Source organism: Pseudomonas savastanoi, from assembly GCF_020917325.1.
Lineage (GTDB): Bacteria > Pseudomonadota > Gammaproteobacteria > Pseudomonadales > Pseudomonadaceae > Aquipseudomonas > Aquipseudomonas amygdali.
Genome location: NZ_CP076652.1, coordinates 3,393,371 through 3,408,266, shown reverse-complemented (window position 1 = coordinate 3,408,266; position 14,896 = coordinate 3,393,371). Strand labels below are relative to the sequence as shown.

At 59.5% G+C, this 14,896-nt stretch carries 17 protein-coding genes; 8 read left to right on the top strand and 9 right to left on the bottom strand.

Annotation, left to right across the window (positions count from 1 at the left end):
- Positions 1 to 51 precede the first annotated feature (51 nt).
- The gene (locus tag KP808_RS14210) at positions 52 to 639 is read left to right on the top strand and encodes a vWA domain-containing protein (RefSeq protein WP_058402262.1); all 588 of its coding nucleotides are present in this window, start codon (positions 52 to 54) and stop codon (positions 637 to 639) included.
- Between the two features lie 95 nt (positions 640 to 734).
- Here the strand turns inward: KP808_RS14210 and KP808_RS14205 are convergent, their stop codons facing one another.
- Positions 735 to 1,001 carry a hypothetical protein gene (locus KP808_RS14205; protein WP_003315350.1) on the bottom strand — a complete coding sequence of 89 codons (267 nt, stop codon included), beginning with the start codon at positions 999 to 1,001 and terminating at the stop codon, positions 735 to 737.
- Between the two features lie 327 nt (positions 1,002 to 1,328).
- Between KP808_RS14205 and KP808_RS14200 the strand changes: the two genes are divergently transcribed.
- Positions 1,329 to 2,654, top strand: coding sequence for a sigma-54 dependent transcriptional regulator (locus KP808_RS14200; RefSeq protein ID WP_230016343.1), 1,326 nt, complete (start codon positions 1,329 to 1,331; stop codon positions 2,652 to 2,654).
- On the opposite strand, the gene KP808_RS14195 is transcribed toward KP808_RS14200, so the two are convergent.
- Positions 2,642 to 3,175, bottom strand: a complete 534-nt coding sequence (locus KP808_RS14195) for an AAA family ATPase (RefSeq protein ID WP_058402264.1) — start codon at positions 3,173 to 3,175, stop codon at positions 2,642 to 2,644. The two genes, KP808_RS14200 and KP808_RS14195, sit on opposite strands and share 13 nt — an antisense overlap.
- Positions 3,172 to 3,735, bottom strand: a complete 564-nt coding sequence (gene pnuC, locus KP808_RS14190; protein WP_058402265.1) for a nicotinamide riboside transporter PnuC — start codon at positions 3,733 to 3,735, stop codon at positions 3,172 to 3,174. Before pnuC ends, KP808_RS14195 begins: the two co-directional genes overlap by 4 nt.
- Positions 3,736 to 3,986: 251 nt before the next feature.
- Here pnuC and KP808_RS14185 point away from each other — a divergent pair, with 251 nt between their 5' ends.
- Positions 3,987 to 4,817 carry an undecaprenyl-diphosphate phosphatase gene (locus KP808_RS14185; protein WP_230016342.1) on the top strand — a complete coding sequence of 277 codons (831 nt, stop codon included), beginning with the start codon at positions 3,987 to 3,989 and terminating at the stop codon, positions 4,815 to 4,817.
- Positions 4,814 to 5,248, top strand: coding sequence for a DUF1294 domain-containing protein (locus KP808_RS14180; protein ID WP_058408162.1), 435 nt, complete (start codon positions 4,814 to 4,816; stop codon positions 5,246 to 5,248). Before KP808_RS14185 ends, KP808_RS14180 begins: the two co-directional genes overlap by 4 nt.
- On the opposite strand, the gene KP808_RS14175 is transcribed toward KP808_RS14180, so the two are convergent.
- Complete coding sequence (locus KP808_RS14175; protein ID WP_230016341.1) at positions 5,243 to 5,596, bottom strand: MmcQ/YjbR family DNA-binding protein; 354 nt, start codon at positions 5,594 to 5,596, stop codon at positions 5,243 to 5,245. The genes KP808_RS14180 and KP808_RS14175 overlap by 6 nt on opposite strands.
- 126 nt (positions 5,597 to 5,722) lie before the next feature.
- On the opposite strand from KP808_RS14175, the gene pcaD reads away from it, so the two are divergent.
- The 4 genes from pcaD to KP808_RS14155 all read left to right on the top strand — a co-directional run bounded on the left by pcaD (position 5,723) and on the right by KP808_RS14155 (position 9,637).
- Entirely contained in the window at positions 5,723 to 6,514 is a 792-nt protein-coding gene (pcaD, locus tag KP808_RS14170) for a 3-oxoadipate enol-lactonase (protein WP_230016340.1), read from the top strand.
- A 79-nt stretch (positions 6,515 to 6,593) separates the two neighbouring features.
- A complete protein-coding gene (locus KP808_RS14165; protein WP_230016339.1) occupies positions 6,594 to 7,553 on the top strand; it encodes a LysR substrate-binding domain-containing protein in 960 nt (319 codons plus the stop codon).
- A 74-nt stretch (positions 7,554 to 7,627) separates the two neighbouring features.
- Positions 7,628 to 8,236, top strand: coding sequence for an FMN-dependent NADH-azoreductase (locus KP808_RS14160; RefSeq protein WP_230016338.1), 609 nt, complete (start codon positions 7,628 to 7,630; stop codon positions 8,234 to 8,236).
- 360 nt (positions 8,237 to 8,596) lie between these two features.
- On the top strand, positions 8,597 to 9,637 hold the full coding sequence (locus tag KP808_RS14155; RefSeq protein WP_230016337.1) for an alpha/beta hydrolase family protein: 1,041 nt from the start codon (positions 8,597 to 8,599) through the stop codon (positions 9,635 to 9,637).
- A gap of 7 nt (positions 9,638 to 9,644) precedes the next feature.
- Here the strand turns inward: KP808_RS14155 and KP808_RS14150 are convergent, their stop codons facing one another.
- Genes KP808_RS14150 through glgX form a run of 5 tightly spaced genes read right to left on the bottom strand, consistent with a single transcriptional unit; the run spans position 9,645 to position 14,870 of the window.
- A complete protein-coding gene (locus KP808_RS14150) occupies positions 9,645 to 10,298 on the bottom strand; it encodes a glycosyltransferase (protein WP_002553273.1) in 654 nt (217 codons plus the stop codon).
- A complete protein-coding gene (locus tag KP808_RS14145; RefSeq protein WP_005731795.1) occupies positions 10,267 to 10,893 on the bottom strand; it encodes an SAM-dependent methyltransferase in 627 nt (208 codons plus the stop codon). The genes KP808_RS14150 and KP808_RS14145 overlap by 32 nt, the downstream gene beginning before the upstream one ends.
- Positions 10,890 to 11,663 carry a PIG-L deacetylase family protein gene (locus KP808_RS14140; RefSeq protein WP_230016336.1) on the bottom strand — a complete coding sequence of 258 codons (774 nt, stop codon included), beginning with the start codon at positions 11,661 to 11,663 and terminating at the stop codon, positions 10,890 to 10,892. The genes KP808_RS14145 and KP808_RS14140 overlap by 4 nt, the downstream gene beginning before the upstream one ends.
- A 13-nt stretch (positions 11,664 to 11,676) precedes the next feature.
- Positions 11,677 to 12,690, bottom strand: a complete 1,014-nt coding sequence (locus tag KP808_RS14135) for an acyl-CoA dehydrogenase family protein (protein ID WP_122280818.1) — start codon at positions 12,688 to 12,690, stop codon at positions 11,677 to 11,679.
- Entirely contained in the window at positions 12,687 to 14,870 is a 2,184-nt protein-coding gene (glgX, locus tag KP808_RS14130) for a glycogen debranching protein GlgX (protein WP_058402272.1), read from the bottom strand. Before glgX ends, KP808_RS14135 begins: the two co-directional genes overlap by 4 nt.
- Between the last annotated feature and the right edge of the window lie 26 nt (positions 14,871 to 14,896).

Here is a 14,896-nt window from a genome sequence, read left to right as displayed (position 1 = left end):
GCGGATGCCGTTCCCCGTCCTGGTCGACTGGCCGCTGGCAGACAAGGGGCTATGCGTGCCGGTGCTGATGGCTCGGTGCAATGGTTGCCCACGCTGTTGCGCGGTCAGCCGAAAAGCCGCAAGGACCTGATTCGCCAGCCGCGCAGCAGCCGTCCCAGTGAGTTATTGCTGGTGATTGTCGATGCTTCAGCTTCTACGCGACGCCATCAGGCGTTGAGTCAGGCCAAGGGGCTGTTGTCGCAATTGTTCGACGATGCGTATAGACGCCGCGCGCGTCTTGCCTTGCTGACCGCCAGCGGTAATACGCCACGCTGGCAACATCAGGGCCTGAAAGCGTCATCGGCATTGAGTCCATGGCTGGATGCACTGGGAGCGGGCGGCGGCACGCCACTGTCAGCGGCGCTCCAGCAGGCCAGTGAATGGCTGGCGCAGCGGCAAAAACGATATCCGGCCGAGCAGCAGCGGGTTCTGGTGCTGACCGACGGCAGGATCAAGCAGTTACCCGTCCTGCCTGCGTTCAACTGTGCAAGTGTGTTGATCGATATCGAGAAAGGCCCGATCCGCCTGGGCAGGGCGCGGGAACTGGCATCCAGCCTGGGGGCTGATTATCAGCACATCGATGAGCTGAAACCGGTTTGAGCCATCTGGTCTGGCAGTTCTGCAACTGCGTGCCAATGCGCTGAAGCATTGGCACGGCAGTCAGTTGCAGTGCACGAGCAACGCCCAACCCTGCATCAGGCTGGCATGGTCCAAGGCTCAAGGTCATAGCCTTCGTTGCTGATTTCAGCACGGGCCTGTTCCAGAGCGCTGGCCAGTTGCCGCTTGTCTGAATAGGTGCTGCTCGGGATCTGCTTGCGACCGATACGGTTGCTGGTGCGGTCGATCACCGTCAGGCTCAGTTCGCCGTTACCGTCCTGTGGTGCCCAGGCAACACACTGGAAGGGTTCAAAAGCGTGTCCAGCGATCAGAAGTGCATCGTTGAAGCGCAGTGGGGCGTTCATGGTTTTTTCCTCAAGTGCCCATATCAATTCAGTCACGGCGGCGGGCTGACCGTCCGGCTGGTTACTTGTGTTGATGAACGACAAGGGGGCATGAGTCACACCCTTCAAAGAAAAATATGCGATTTTTTTTCAACGCTCGCCCGCGTGACCTTGCAAATGAACATCCTTCAGCGGCTAAGGCGTTAGTGACAGAGGGTTATGAGCGTTAGACCCAAACGGTACAACGCTGCGTCAAAAATTTGCTAGGGTGATAGTTGGGCTCGCCAACATGCTGTTTATGAAAAGCTTTTAAAAATCCCACTCCACGTCGGGCGCCAAGGAAACTTCATGCATGGATCGGCCCCAACGCGACGTCTGTTGATCATCGACGGCGGTGACGACTGTCATCTTCTGATTCCTGCTTTGAGTGATGCCGGATGGACGGTGCAGGAAAGCACCTCAGGTTCTACCTTCAATCCCGATCATGACGTAGGCCTGATTCGCCTGACGCCCGGTCATTTCGAACAACTGCCCAGGCTTCAGGAGCTTGTCGCCCACAGCAACATGCGTTGGGTTGCAGTGCTGTCAGCCAACGATCTGCAACGCGAAAAAGTCGGCGATTTCGTTTGCCAGTGGTTTTTCGATTTTCACACCCTTCCTTTCGATGCAGCGCGGTTGCATGGCGCGCTGGACAGAGCGTTAGCGGCAGGTCGTCCCGAAGTGCAAGGTGGGCTGGTGCTTTCCGAGGCCGAGCCCGAGCTGCTGGGCGACAGTCGGCCCGTTCGTGAGCTGCGCAAGCTGCTGAGCCGGCTGGCACCTATCGATTCACCGGTATTGATTCGTGGCGAACGTGGTACGGGCAAAGAGCTGATCGCACGCAGCCTGCATGAGCAGTCTCAGCGACGCGGTAAACCCTTTGTTATCGTGGATTGCGCTGCGTTCACCGGGCATTCGATCCAGGCCGAGCTGTTTGGCCATGAAAGCGCTGCGTTTGATGGTGCTCAGGCGCACAGGATCGGGCTGCTTGAAGCTGCTGACGGCGGCACGCTGCTGCTTGACGAGGTCGGTGATCTGCCGCTGGAAACCCAGGCGTCGCTGTTGCGCTTTCTGGAAGACCGGCAAATCGAGCGCCTGGGCGGCGGTGAGTCGATTGCAGTGGATGTGCGGGTGCTGGCCGCGACCCGTGAGGATCTTGAAACTGCTGTGCGGAAAAAGCGCTTTCGTGAAGACCTGTATTACCAGCTCAATGTGCTGCAGGTCGGGGTGGCACCATTGCGCGAGCGTCACGGCGATCTGGCGTTGCTGGCCAATCATTTCGCCCATTTGTACAGTCAGGACAGCGGCAGGCGAGCACGCAGTTTCAGTCAGGATGCGCTGGTGGCGTTGGGCAAGCACGACTGGCCGGGCAATGTGCGAGAGCTGGCCGGTCGGGTACGGCGCGGGCTGGTGCTTGCCGAAGGCAGGCAGATAGAAGCGGCAAACCTGGGCTTGCTGGGCGAAGAAGACAGTGCTGGCAGCATGGGCACGCTGGAGGAATATAAATCGCGTGCCGAGCGTCAGGCATTGTGCGACGTATTGACCCGCCACAGTGACAATCTGAGTGTGGCGGCCAGAGTTCTGGGCATATCGCGACCGACCTTCTATCGGCTGTTACACAAACATCAGATCCGCTGAGCCCCCAGCAGTTGCGAGACAGCCGCCATCGCCTGTTCGCGGCGCTGCGGCCAGTCACCGCCCAGCACTTTATAGGCCTGCCGATGGTGGTCCAGCCATTCCCGGCTGCTGTCGAAGAAGGCCTGGCGTTCGCATAACTGCGGCTGGCAGCGTTGCCCGTCGCTGATCCAGTCCACGCCCTCGGGTGATAGCAGCAGGTGCAGGTCGTAGGAGCGGCTCAGCAGTTGCTGTTCGATCCACGCCGGACAGTCGCCGAACAGGGTGCGGCTCCAGAGCACATTGCTCAGCAAGTGTGTGTCGAGTATCAGCAAGTGCGGCTCGCTGGCGCGACCGGCATCCTCCCAGTCCAGCTGGCCGCGAGCAATGGCCGGTATATCGGCGTAGTCGGTATCGCGCCCCTGTTGATCGATGAAATGACGTACATATTCGCCGACCAGTACGCCGCCGAACCGATTTTGTATTTCGGCCGACAGCCAGCTCTTGCCGCTGGACTCGGGGCCGGTCAGGACCAGGACTTTCATCGCGCCAGCGCCAGATCGTTACGCCACTCGCGCCAGCCCTGCACGGCCAGCAGGGTAAACAGCGCATAGAGTGCAGCGGTCAGGTACAGCTCTTTGTAGATGAACAGGCCGACAAAAATCACATCCAGCACAATCCACAGCGGCCAGCACTGAACGCGCTTGTGTGCCATCCACACTTGTGCGACCAGGCTGAAACCCGTCAGTGCTGCGTCGAGCCAGGGCTGTGCGGCGTCGGTGAAATGCGCCATGCCAGCGCCCAGCGCAAGGCTGATGACTGCGCCTACAGCCAGCCCTTTAAGCACTGAATGGCTCGGCATCACAGTGACAGCCTTGACCGGCAGGCCGTCGCCATGGCGAGTCCACTGCAGCCAGCCGTAGATTTGCAAGCCTGCATAGATGACCTGCAGCAGCATGTCTGAATACAGCTTCACGTCGAAGAATATCCAGATGTAGATCACCACCATCACCAGCCCGATTGGCCAGCACCAGGGATTCTGCTTCACTGTCAGCCAGACCGCGATAACGCCGATGGCGGCAGCGAAGAGTTCAAGCCCGGACATGGCGGCTCCTTGGTGAGGGTTGTGAGGGTCGGGGGCGGCGATTGTATGCGCTTCTGCGCGCGGCGTGGAGCTTGTGTTGCGTCAGGCTGCACGTCAGCAGGCTTTGTGCGTGGAGGTCTGCTAGCATTCGGCGCCTTGCATTTGCGCGACTTTCTTCAAGCTTCGTTCAGGCATGCGACGGCATAGTGGCAAGCATTTTTTATACGACAACATTAAACAGCGAGCCTGCGGCATCGCTTCATGGGGGAATGATGGATCTTTGGACCGCTGCTCAGGCGTTGATATTGGGTGTTGTAGAGGGGTTGACGGAGTTCTTGCCGATCTCCAGTACAGGGCATCAGATCATCGTCGCCGATCTGATCGATTTTGGCGGCGAGCGCGCCATGGCCTTCAATATCATCATCCAGCTGGGTGCGATTCTGGCGGTGGTCTGGGAGTTTCGGCGCAAGATTCTCGACGTTGTCACAGGCTTGCCCAAGCAACAGCAAGCGCAGCGTTTCACCCTTAACCTGCTGATCGCCTTCATGCCTGCCGTGGTACTGGGTGTGATCTTTGCCGACATGATCCACCATTACCTGTTCAATGCCATCACTGTGGCAACGGCGCTGGTCGTGGGCGGTGTGATCATGCTCTGGGCCGAGCGCCGCGAGCACACCGTGCTTACCGAAACCGTCGATGACATGACCTGGAGCGATGCGCTGAAAGTCGGGCTGGTGCAGTGTCTGGCGATGATCCCCGGCACATCGCGCTCTGGCTCGACCATTATTGGCGGGCTGCTGTTCGGTCTGTCACGCAAGGCAGCGACCGAATTCTCGTTCTTCCTGGCCATGCCGACCATGGTCGGTGCAGCCGTGTACTCGGGCTACAAATACCGGGACATGTTTCGCCCGGACGACTTCGCGGTGTTTGCCATCGGTTTCATTACCTCGTTCATCTTCGCGATGATTGCTGTTCGCGCGCTGCTCAAGTTCATCGCTACTCATAGCTATGCAGTGTTCGCCTGGTATCGCATCGCCTTCGGCCTGCTGATTCTGGCGACCTGGCAGTTTGGCTGGATCGACTGGGCATCGGCCAAGGCATGACACGCGACCGCGAAACGCAGCGGCCAGCTGGCCGGGGCAGGGCACCGGTCCGGCAGTTGCGCCTGAAGGTGCTGGCGTTCCTGCTGCTGTGTGCGCTACCGGTTTACGGCTCTGCGTCGCTGGGGTTCAGGCAGGTCACGTTGATCCCGGCGCTCGCCTTGATAGTCATGAGCCTGCTGGCGTTTGTGCTCTATCGGCATGACAAGCGACAGGCCGGAAACGGCGGTCAGCGCACGCCGGAGAATGTCCTGCATGCCACCGAACTGCTCGGTGGCTGGCCCGGAGCATTGCTGGCGCAGCAGGTGTTTCGGCACAAGACCCGCAAGGTGCCTTTTCAGGTCGTGTTCTGGCTGATCGTGCTGGCGCATCAGGCGCTGTGGCTTGACTGGCTGTTTCTGGGCAAGCGGCTTTTGCAGCTGTCGCCTTTATAGTTTCAAGCCGATCTGCTGTCGTTTCGGTAGCCTGCCGACCACCAGTTGGTGGGAGCGCGTCAGCAGATCGCGCACTTCATCGTCACTCAGTGTGTGCAGGTCTGCCACGCTTATCCAGTGCGCGCGGGCCAGATAAGGCGCAGGCCTTATGCCGGGCCGATCCACGTAACCCAGAAACAATTCCGGATGGACCTTGAACGAAAGGTCCTGGCCGACCAGGTCCATGACCGCAAACATCTTTTTTTCGGCAACGGAAAACACACGCACACCGCCCCATTTGTAATCCTCTCGGGCGCCCGGCAAGTCCAGGCAGAACCGGGCGATGTCTTCTTTGTAACGCTTGTTCACGGAATGCTCCTTCAATGAGGCGTCGAGCGGTAAGCTGTTCGATAGCCGCACGGATATTCGATCAGCGGATTGTATGCTGCTGCGACACTCATTAGTGTGCAGGTTTGTCCTTCTCCGGAGTCTCGAATGTCTGCCGTGCAACTCGCCGATGGTGAACTGAACTACCTGCTCGAAGGCCCGGCCGGTGCGCCGGTGCTGGTGTTGTCCAACTCGCTGGGCACTGATCTGCATATGTGGGACAACCAGATTCCCGCGTTCATTCGTCATTTTCAGGTGTTGCGCTACGACACGCGCGGGCATGGCAAATCGCTGGTCAGCGAGGGCAGTTACAGCATCGAGCAGAATGGTCGCGACGTATTGGCGTTGCTGGATGCGCTGCACATAGACACGGCTTTTTTCTGTGGCTTGTCCATGGGCGGCCTGATCGGTCAGTGGCTCGCCATCAATGCGCCGCAGCGCCTGCGCAAGGTTGTGCTGTGCAACACGGCAGCCAGAATCGGCAACCCCGATATCTGGAACCCTCGCATTGAAACCGTTCTGCGTGATGGGCAGTCAGCCATGGTTGCGTTGCGTGATGCTTCTGTCGCGCGCTGGTTTACGCCTTCATTTGCGCACGCCGAGCCTGCTGTGGTCGATACGGTTGTCGGTATGCTGGCCCGCACATCGCCACAGGGTTACGCCGCTAACTGCGCTGCCGTGCGTGATGCCGATTTCCGTGAGCACATTGCCTCCATCCAGCTGCCGGTATTGGTCGTCTGCGGCACTGAAGATGCGGTAACCACTCCAGCGGATGGGCGTTTTATGGTCGAGCGCATTAAAGGTTCGCAGATGATCGAATTGCACGCGGCTCATCTGTCCAGTGTCGAGGCCGGGGAGTCATTCACGATGCCAGTGCTGGCATTTCTGACAGCCGAGTGAGCTGACGGGATCTGAAACCCGGTATTGAGAGGCTTGCCAGGGCGCTGCATACTCGCGGCTCTGAAAGCGAGGTGGCCGGGTGTTTGATCTCAATGATCTGTTTTATTTCGTCCAGGTGGTCGAATGCCTCGGCTTTGCGCCCGCAAGCCGTAAACTGGGAATTCCCAAGTCCAAGCTCAGCCGTCGTATTGCCGGGCTGGAAGAGCGCCTGGGTGTAAGGCTGATTCACCGCTCGACGCGCACTTTTGCGGTGACCGAGAGCGGGCGCGATTACTACGCTCACTGCGTGGCAATGCTGGTCGAAGCCGAGGCTGCCGAAGAGGCGATTCTGCGTTCCAAATCCGAGCCGCAGGGCAGGGTGGCGATAAGCTGTCCTCCGGCATTGGCGGCGATGGGCTTCAACGAGACCATTGCCCGGTTCGCGGCCGATCATCCGAAGGTTCAGGTGCAGGTCGAAAGTACCAACCGGCGTGTCGACCCGCTGACGGAGAACATCGATATTGCGTTGCGTGTGCGCTTCCCGCCGCTGGAAGACGACGGGCTGGTGGTCAAGCTGCTCGGGCACAGCGCTCAACGTCTGGTCGCACGCCCTGATCTGGCTGCCAGGCTGTCCACAACACCTACACTCGAGGCGCTATCGACACTGCCCAGCCTCGACACGCCGTCTTCCAACCATGAGCATCGCTGGCTGCTGGAAACGACTCCCGGCAACTATGCTGAAATTCGCCACACGCCGAGGCTGATCAGCTCGGATCTGGACATGATGCTGCAGGCCGCCCTGCAGGGCGTTGGGGTGGCGCAATTGCCTGAACTGATTGTCCGCGAAGCCTTGCAGGACGGACGTCTGGTCGAACTGTTCAGTCAGCATCGGCCAAAGTGCGGCATCGTGCACGCCGTGTTTGCTTCGCGCCGTGGGCTGCTTCCCGCGGTCAGAGGGCTGCTGGATGTGTTTGAGACATCCTTTAAAGAGCTGAGCCTCAGCCCCGACTCGCTTTATTGTTCTCTTCATAGAACGAACAGTCGCATTCAAGACCACTAATCATCTATTGCGATCAAGGATAGGATGCTCGCCACTTGATCGCTAAGTGGCGATTTTCTTTAAGGAGCTACGTTATGAATTTATTGCACCTCGATTCCAGCATCCTCGGCGATCATTCCGCTTCGCGTCAGTTGACCCATGAGGTCGTTCAGGCCTATCAGCGCTCGCATGCCGACACCCAGGTAACCTACCGCGACCTCGCCAGCGAAGCCCTCGGGCATTTCTCTGCTGCCAGTCTTGCCGCAGCGGGTACCCCTGTAGAAGCACGCGATGCGGCCCAGCAACAGGAAGTCGACACTAACGAAGCCACCTTGCAGCAGTTTCTCGCCGCCGACGTGCTGGTGATCGGTGCGCCGATGTACAACTTCACTATCCCGTCCCAGCTGAAAGCCTGGTTTGACCGGATCATGGTCGCTGGCCGCACTTTCCGCTATTCCGAAGCCGGCCCTGAAGGCCTGTGTGGCGGCAAGAAGGTTATTATCGTTTCCACTTCCGGTGGCCTGCACGTCGGGCAGCCAACCGGCGTTGGCCATGAAGAGCTGCTCAAGGCGCTGTTCGCTTTTGTCGGCATCACTGACCTGCAATTTGTTCGTGCGCACGGCCTGGCCTATGGTGAAGAACCGCGTGCCAACGCCATGACGGCCGCGCAGCAACATATCGAGAGCGAGTTGTTCGCCGCCTGATCGGCAACGGCCTGAACAAAACTCCACAACCCGCGCAAGCAATGTGCGCCGGGTTGTGGAGTTTTTTGTGCGCCGCATAACTGCACGCAGTTTTGAGCGTACTCAACCTTGACAGCTTCCTTACAGGTAAGCGGGCTATTCAAGGACTAAACTGCATCTTCGCGGCACTGTGTTTGCGGTTTTGTGGTGCTTTTCACGATTGCTGAAAAAAGCGGGCGGTTTATGGCCCGGCTTGTGCACTATTTCTGTTTTACACACTCTCATCTGAGTGAGAACGGCGCGCTGGAGCACGATGCTCGACACAAGCGCTGAATGGACTATCCGGGCGAGCCTCCGGATTTGCAAAGGTTGGGCCTTTCGATGGTACGTCTTTGTGCAGTGATGCTGGTTTGCTTGCTCGACAGCCTGATTGCGGTTCACGCTCAGGCTGATGACGTCTGGAGCGCGGGCTATCACGAGCTGAGTTTCCCCGACCCTCTGGATTCACAGCCGGTGCAGGCCATCGCTTTTTACCCGTCAACCGCCAGCGAGCAGTGGAGCACCCTGCACGGCTATCGCGTCGAGGCCGGCGAAGATGCGCCGATTGCAATGGGCCGGTTCCCGTTGCTGCTGCTGTCCCATGGCAATACCGGTACACCGCTGGCGTTGCATGACCTGGCCACATCATTGGCGCGCCAGGGGTTTGTGGTGGTTGCTGTGGTTCATCCTGGCGACAATGATCGTGATCACAGTCGGCTGGGCAGCCTGAGTAACCTGTATGGTCGCCCGCTGCAGATTTCCGAAGCGATCAGCACGGCCTTGCTCGACCCTATGCTGGCCCCTTATCTCAATGCTCGTCAGGTGGGCGTGATCGGCTATTCGGCCGGTGGCGAAACTGCGCTTATTCTTGCGGGCGCGCAGCCTGATCTACAGCGTCTGCGCCAGTATTGCCTCGAGCGTCCCACAGACCGTGACGCCTGCAAGACTCAAGGGGAGCTGGTCGCCGATCGCGATGACCTGCATGCCCAGGCTGACCCCAGGGTCGGTGCGCTGATGCTGATGGCCCCGTTGAGCCTGATGTTCGGCCGTCACACGCTTGGCGACGTGCATGTGCCGGTGCTGATGTATGCCGGGGATGACGACCAGTTGCTGGCCATCGACCGCAATGCCGAAGCGCTGGCGCGCAAACTGCCGCAGGCACCGGACTATAAGTTGTTGGCGGGGGCAGGGCACTTTGTCTTTATGGCACCGTGCAGTGACGAACAGCGTTCGAGCGCACCGTTACTGTGCAACGACCCTGACGGAGTGGACCGCGAAGACATTCACCGCAACCTGAGCGCAGAAGCTGTGCGCTTCTTCAGCACGGCGCTCAATTCTGCCGACCCTGACCATTCAGGTATGCAGACAGCGCATCACGAATAAGCGCTTTTCAGGCGTTCAGCGAACTCAGAAAGTCGCCAAACCCGCCTCTGGCTTTTGAGTCCAGGCGGGTACTGGTCGTGACCCGCGGGCGGCAGCTCCAGGCGATCCGCGCGCCGATAAGCTCCAGCTGGCGAACCAGATGCACGTCTTCGTGACAGGCCAGTGCCGGAAACCCGCCTGCACTGATATAGGCAATTGAGCTCACGCCCAGGTTGGCACCATGAATGTGCCGATGGCCGTCCCGGTGCTGGTAATGCTTGAGGTAAGCCGCCTGCGCAGCCGCGGAGATATCCTTGTTCCAATCGCCGGGCATGACGGTCCCGCATACCGCATCGGCATCCAGTGCCAGTTGCTCGGCAAGCCAGTCATTCGCCACGGTGCTGTCGCCATCGGTGCAGGCCAGCCAGCGCGCACCTCGGTCGAGAAGAAACGCTGCTCCTTCGGCGCGTGCCTGCCCGACGTTGCGGGCCGAGACCTCAAGGACCATCACCCCGTGCGCTCGCGCGATGTCTGCCGAGCTGTCGGTGCAACTGTCGAGAACCACCAGCACCTCTACTCGCTCACCCTTGAGATCCGGGTGTTCAGCCGCCTGCTTTATCGTTTCGAGGCACAAATCGAGTAGCTGCTCTTCATTGTGCACCGGGATCAGAATGCCGATCATCGGAGAATTCCTGTTCTGCTACGGAGGTTCCATCACGACTCCACAGGTCCAGCAGAAAATCCTGTTCGTGATGACTGAAAAGGCGGTGCATGGCCAAGCGTTCGGCAAGGATATCGTGTACAGCCTGCGCGTTCAGCGGGCAGCCCTCGATATCAGGACGCCAGTGACAGGCGAGCAACTGGCCGTCAGGTGAAAGCGAGGATAGAACGCAGTCGATCAGGCGGTGCAGGTCATCGACGTCGAGGTAGTAACCCAGTTCGCTGAAGACGATCAGATCAAATTGTCCCTGCGGCCATTGCTGTGGCAAACGGGCCTGCAACACGCGCACATGGGGCAGGCCTGCCAGACGCTTGCGTGCCAGATCCACCGCCAGGTTTGACGTGTCGCAGCACACCAGTGCGTCACAGCGCCCGGCAAGGTCGGCACTGAGTTCGCCATTGGCACAGCCAGGCTCGAATACCGAGCGATAGTGTTCACGGGGCAGCGCGGCCAGTGTCAGCGCACGCTTGCGCCGCTCATACCAGCGTTGCTTGAACGCCCACGGGTCATCGTTGTTGCGAAACAGTTCATCGAAATAGCCGTCTTCGACGCTCATACAAACACCAGTTCAAACGGTTGCAGCAGTCTTTCCAGAACAACGGCTGGCAGAACGGGCGCAAGACTGATGGCCGGGTCACCCTGCAATTGGCTGACGAACGCCTGAGCGGCATTGCGTTTACGAGCAAGGGTCGCCGGGTCCAGCAGCAACTTACGTGCGCGGTCCCATGGCAGACGCTCATCTTCAGGGTCAGCCCAGTGCCAGGCCCAGACTGGTATTTCGCAAAGCTGCGCCCCGGTAGACGCACAGGCTCTTGCACTGGCGCGGCCAACGGCTTCGTGGTCGCCATGACCATCTTCTGCCCATGTGGCGAACACCACGTCGGCAGGGCCCAGATGACGTTCAAGAAACTCTGTCAGCTGATCTTCGGATTCGGCCACAGCCCCATCCTGCAAGCCGCAGCGCAGCCACTCAAGACGCTCGAGGGGAATATCGAGACGATTCAAGGCTTCGGCGCTTTCCCGGGGCCGGGTTGCAGACAGTCGCTCGACAGGCCATAGCGTGGAGCCCGGATGGCTGGCGGTGCCGTCAGTGACCGAGATCAACAGCAGATTGCGTTCCAGTTGCGCTAACTGGCTCATCAAGCCGCCGCATGCCAGCACTTCATCGTCCGGGTGCGGGGCTATGATGACTGCCCTGCAATTGTTCGGCACCAGCAGGTCTGCGGTAATCGCCGGCACGCTGCGCAGCTTGCCGGAGGCGTTCCAGGCAGCCAGAGGCGTACCCTGGCCAGACTCGTCGTCGCTGACTACAAAGCCTTCGCTCATGATAGATACGCTCTCATAGTGACCACGTGCGTACAGCTGGCAGCCGTTTACCCGTCAATTGACCCAGAGCAGCAAGGTCTTGCTCGGCATGACTTTGACGCAGAAAAACCGGCAGGTCGGTGATCAGTCGAGCGAAGTGCGGGTCCTTGCAGTAAGGACCGGCACCTACCGCGCGGCCCACATGCTGAATGACCAGCTCCGCAGCTTGCTCGACGTAGGCACGGCAACGTCTGGCAAGCACCTCGGCATTTTCAGCCGGGGCCTGATCCAGATGCGCAGCGGCGGCACGCAGTACATCGATTGCTGCGTGCAGCGCGACATCCACAGCACCCAGGTGCGCAAGAGCGTGCGGCTCTTCGCGTTTGCCGACCTGTGCCAGCAAGCGCTGAGCAATGGCACGCGAAGCACCATACCAACAGGCCGCGATGCCGATGCCGCCCTGCCAGAAGCCGGGCCGTTCCAGGTAGCCGCCCGGCGCTCCGATCGCTTGCCCGGCAGCGTCCTCAAAGACCACTTCGACGCTCCCGGTAGCGCCCATGCCCACTGCGCGCCAGCCATCACTGGTCATATGCACGCCGGGCTGGTCGAGACGCACCGCCACCAGTTGCTGGCGATGCTCTTCATCCCATGTGGTGATCAATGCATGGCTCAAGGCCGTAGCCCCGGAACACCACGCTTTTCGGCCATTCAAACGAAGTGAATCGCCAGTACCGCTGATATTCACCCGTGCCTGCGGCGGCTCTGCCGCCCACATGCCCCAGGTGCTGAATTGTTCGGGGGGCGGGGCACCCAGTTCCGCCATGATCGCCAAGGCGTCGGTATGCCCCTCGTACAACTTGCACAACCCCAGGTCGTGGCCTGCAATGCAGGCCAGCGCCCGCCAGCGCTCAAGTGTCTGACCGCTGGCAGGCAGGGGGAGCTGATCCAGACCTTCGTTGACCAATGCCTGCAAGCACTCGCCCAGCGCACGCGTATCGGCATAACCGTGCTTGCGCCAGTCGAGAAACTCACTCAAGGCATCAATCATTGCTGGTCTTCGCGCTTCAGTTCGAACAGCAGCAGCGAGCGCGGTGTGACGGTATATTGCGAACCGAACGCAAAGTGCTCCTTGCTGCGTGCATCATCCTGATTGGTGTCGATCAGGCACTCGTAATGGGTGCCTTCAGGCACTTCCGGCAGGGTGAAGTTGACCCCGTCGTGGTGCGCGTTGACGACCAGCAGCAGCGTGGCGTCGGCACCTGGACGACGGATACCGGTTTCCTGTGCGCGACCATCCATCAACATGCCCAGGCAACGGCCATTGGCATCGTGCCATTGCTCGACACTCATCTCGTTGCCATCCGGCGCAAGCCAGGTCACGTCCTTGACGCCGATTTCTTCGTTGTAATCGCCCACCAGGAAGCGGCTGCGACGCAGGATCGGGTAGGTCTGACGGAGCTTGATCACGCGGGTCACGAACTTGAGCAGCGCTGCGCCGTCCTCGTCCAGATCCCAGTTGATCCAGCCAATTTCGCTGTCCTGACAGTAGGCATTGTTATTGCCGTGCTGTGTACGGGCGAACTCGTCACCGGCGACGATCATCGGCGTACCTTGTGCCAGCAGCAAAGTAGCGAAGAAGTTACGCATCTGACGCAGACGCAGGGTGTTGATTTCCGGGTCTTCGGTCGGGCCTTCAACGCCGTGGTTCCAGGACAGGTTGTTGTTGCTGCCGTCCTGGTTGTTCTCGTCGTTGGCTTCGTTGTGCTTGTCGTTGTACGACACCAGGTCGTGCAGCGTGAAGCCGTCGTGCGCGGTGATGAAGTTCACCGAGGCCTGTGGACGCCGACCGCGCTGGTTGAACATGTTGCCGGAAGCAGTCATGCGTGCCGCGAAGTCTGCCAGTTGGCCTTCGTCGCCTTTCCAGAAAGCACGTACGGTGTCACGGAACTTGTCGTTCCACTCCATCCAGCCCGGCGGGAAGCCGCCGACCTGATAGCCACCAGGGCCACAGTCCCAAGGCTCGGCGACCAGTTTGACCTGACGCAGCACCGGGTCCTGACGGCAAGCGACGAGGAAGCTGTGGCGTTCGTCGAAACCGTCGTGGTAGCGACCCAGAATGGTTGCCAGGTCGAAGCGGAACCCGTCGACGTGCATTTCCGAAGCCCAGTAACGCAGGGAGTCAGTAACCATCTGCAGTACACACGGGTGGCTCAGGTCGAGGGTGTTGCCGGTGCCCGAGTCGTTGATGTAATAGCGCTTGTCGTCCGGCATCAGTCTGTAATAGGAGGCGTTGTCGATGCCGCGCATGGACAGGGTAGGGCCTAGCTCGTTGCCTTCGGCCGTGTGGTTATAGACCACATCAAGAATGACCTCCAGCCCGGCATGATGCAGGTGCGCAACCATTTCCTTGAATTCGGCAATCTTGCCGCTCGCCAGATAACGCGGGTCTGGCGCAAAGAACGCAATACTGTTGTAACCCCAGTAGTTGGTCATTCCTTTTTGCAGCAGATGCTGGTCGTTGACGAAGGCGTGGATCGGCAGCAGCTCGACGGAGGTCACACCCAGCTTGCGGATGTGGTCGACAACGGGAGCTGATCCCAGACCGGCAAACGTGCCGCGCAGCTCTTCGGCAACTTCCGGGTGGCGCATGGTGATGCCGCGCACGTGGGTTTCATAAAAAATGGTCTTGTCCCAAGGCGTACCGACGCGCTGATCGCGGCCCCAGGTGTAAGCCTCGTCGATCACCTTGCTCTTCGGTACAAAGGGCGCGCTGTCACGTTCATCGAAGCTCAGGTCGCCGTCAGGATGACCAATGGTGTAACCGAACAATGCTTCAGACCACTTCAATTCGCCGACCAGTTGCTTGGCATACGGGTCGATCAACAGTTTGTTGTGGTTGAAGCGATGACCGTTTTTAGGGTCATAAGGGCCGTAGACGCGATAGCCATAGATCAGGCCCGGGTGTGCATCGGGCAGGTAGCCGTGATACGTCTCATCGGTGTATTCCGGAAGTTCGATGCGTTCCAGTTCGATTTCACCGGTCGAGTCAAACAGACACAACTCTACTTTGGTTGCGTTGGCCGAAAACAGGGCAAAGTTGACACCCAGGCCGTCCCAGCTAGCGCCGAGAGGAAAGGGAAGTCCTTCACGAATGCGAGACGGGGTGCTGCCTGGATTGTCTTGCGGGGCTGAATTATCTTCTGCCGTTGTAGTGGACTTCGTATTCATGATGACTTCCTGACGTCGAATGATTT

Excerpts from the sequence above, each read along its gene's own strand:
- KP808_RS14150 (WP_002553273.1), bottom strand. The coding sequence starts at position 10,298 with ATGATCGGCATTCTGATCCCGGTGCACAATGAAGAGCAGCTACTCGAT.
- KP808_RS14140 (WP_230016336.1), bottom strand. The coding sequence starts at position 11,663 with ATGAGCGAAGGCTTTGTAGTCAGCGACGACGAGTCTGGCCAGGGTACG.
- pnuC (WP_058402265.1), bottom strand. The coding sequence starts at position 3,735 with ATGTCCGGGCTTGAACTCTTCGCTGCCGCCATCGGCGTTATCGCGGTC.
- KP808_RS14200 (WP_230016343.1), top strand. The coding sequence starts at position 1,329 with ATGCATGGATCGGCCCCAACGCGACGTCTGTTGATCATCGACGGCGGT.
- KP808_RS14155 (WP_230016337.1), top strand. The coding sequence starts at position 8,597 with ATGGTACGTCTTTGTGCAGTGATGCTGGTTTGCTTGCTCGACAGCCTG.
- KP808_RS14180 (WP_058408162.1), top strand. The coding sequence starts at position 4,814 with ATGACACGCGACCGCGAAACGCAGCGGCCAGCTGGCCGGGGCAGGGCA.
- KP808_RS14135 (WP_122280818.1), bottom strand. The coding sequence starts at position 12,690 with ATGATTGATGCCTTGAGTGAGTTTCTCGACTGGCGCAAGCACGGTTAT.
- KP808_RS14185 (WP_230016342.1), top strand. The coding sequence starts at position 3,987 with ATGGATCTTTGGACCGCTGCTCAGGCGTTGATATTGGGTGTTGTAGAG.
- glgX (WP_058402272.1), bottom strand. The coding sequence starts at position 14,870 with ATGAATACGAAGTCCACTACAACGGCAGAAGATAATTCAGCCCCGCAA.
- KP808_RS14160 (WP_230016338.1), top strand. The coding sequence starts at position 7,628 with ATGAATTTATTGCACCTCGATTCCAGCATCCTCGGCGATCATTCCGCT.
- KP808_RS14205 (WP_003315350.1), bottom strand. The coding sequence starts at position 1,001 with ATGAACGCCCCACTGCGCTTCAACGATGCACTTCTGATCGCTGGACAC.
- KP808_RS14145 (WP_005731795.1), bottom strand. The coding sequence starts at position 10,893 with ATGAGCGTCGAAGACGGCTATTTCGATGAACTGTTTCGCAACAACGAT.
- KP808_RS14195 (WP_058402264.1), bottom strand. The coding sequence starts at position 3,175 with ATGAAAGTCCTGGTCCTGACCGGCCCCGAGTCCAGCGGCAAGAGCTGG.
- pcaD (WP_230016340.1), top strand. The coding sequence starts at position 5,723 with ATGTCTGCCGTGCAACTCGCCGATGGTGAACTGAACTACCTGCTCGAA.
- KP808_RS14210 (WP_058402262.1), top strand. The coding sequence starts at position 52 with ATGCGTGCCGGTGCTGATGGCTCGGTGCAATGGTTGCCCACGCTGTTG.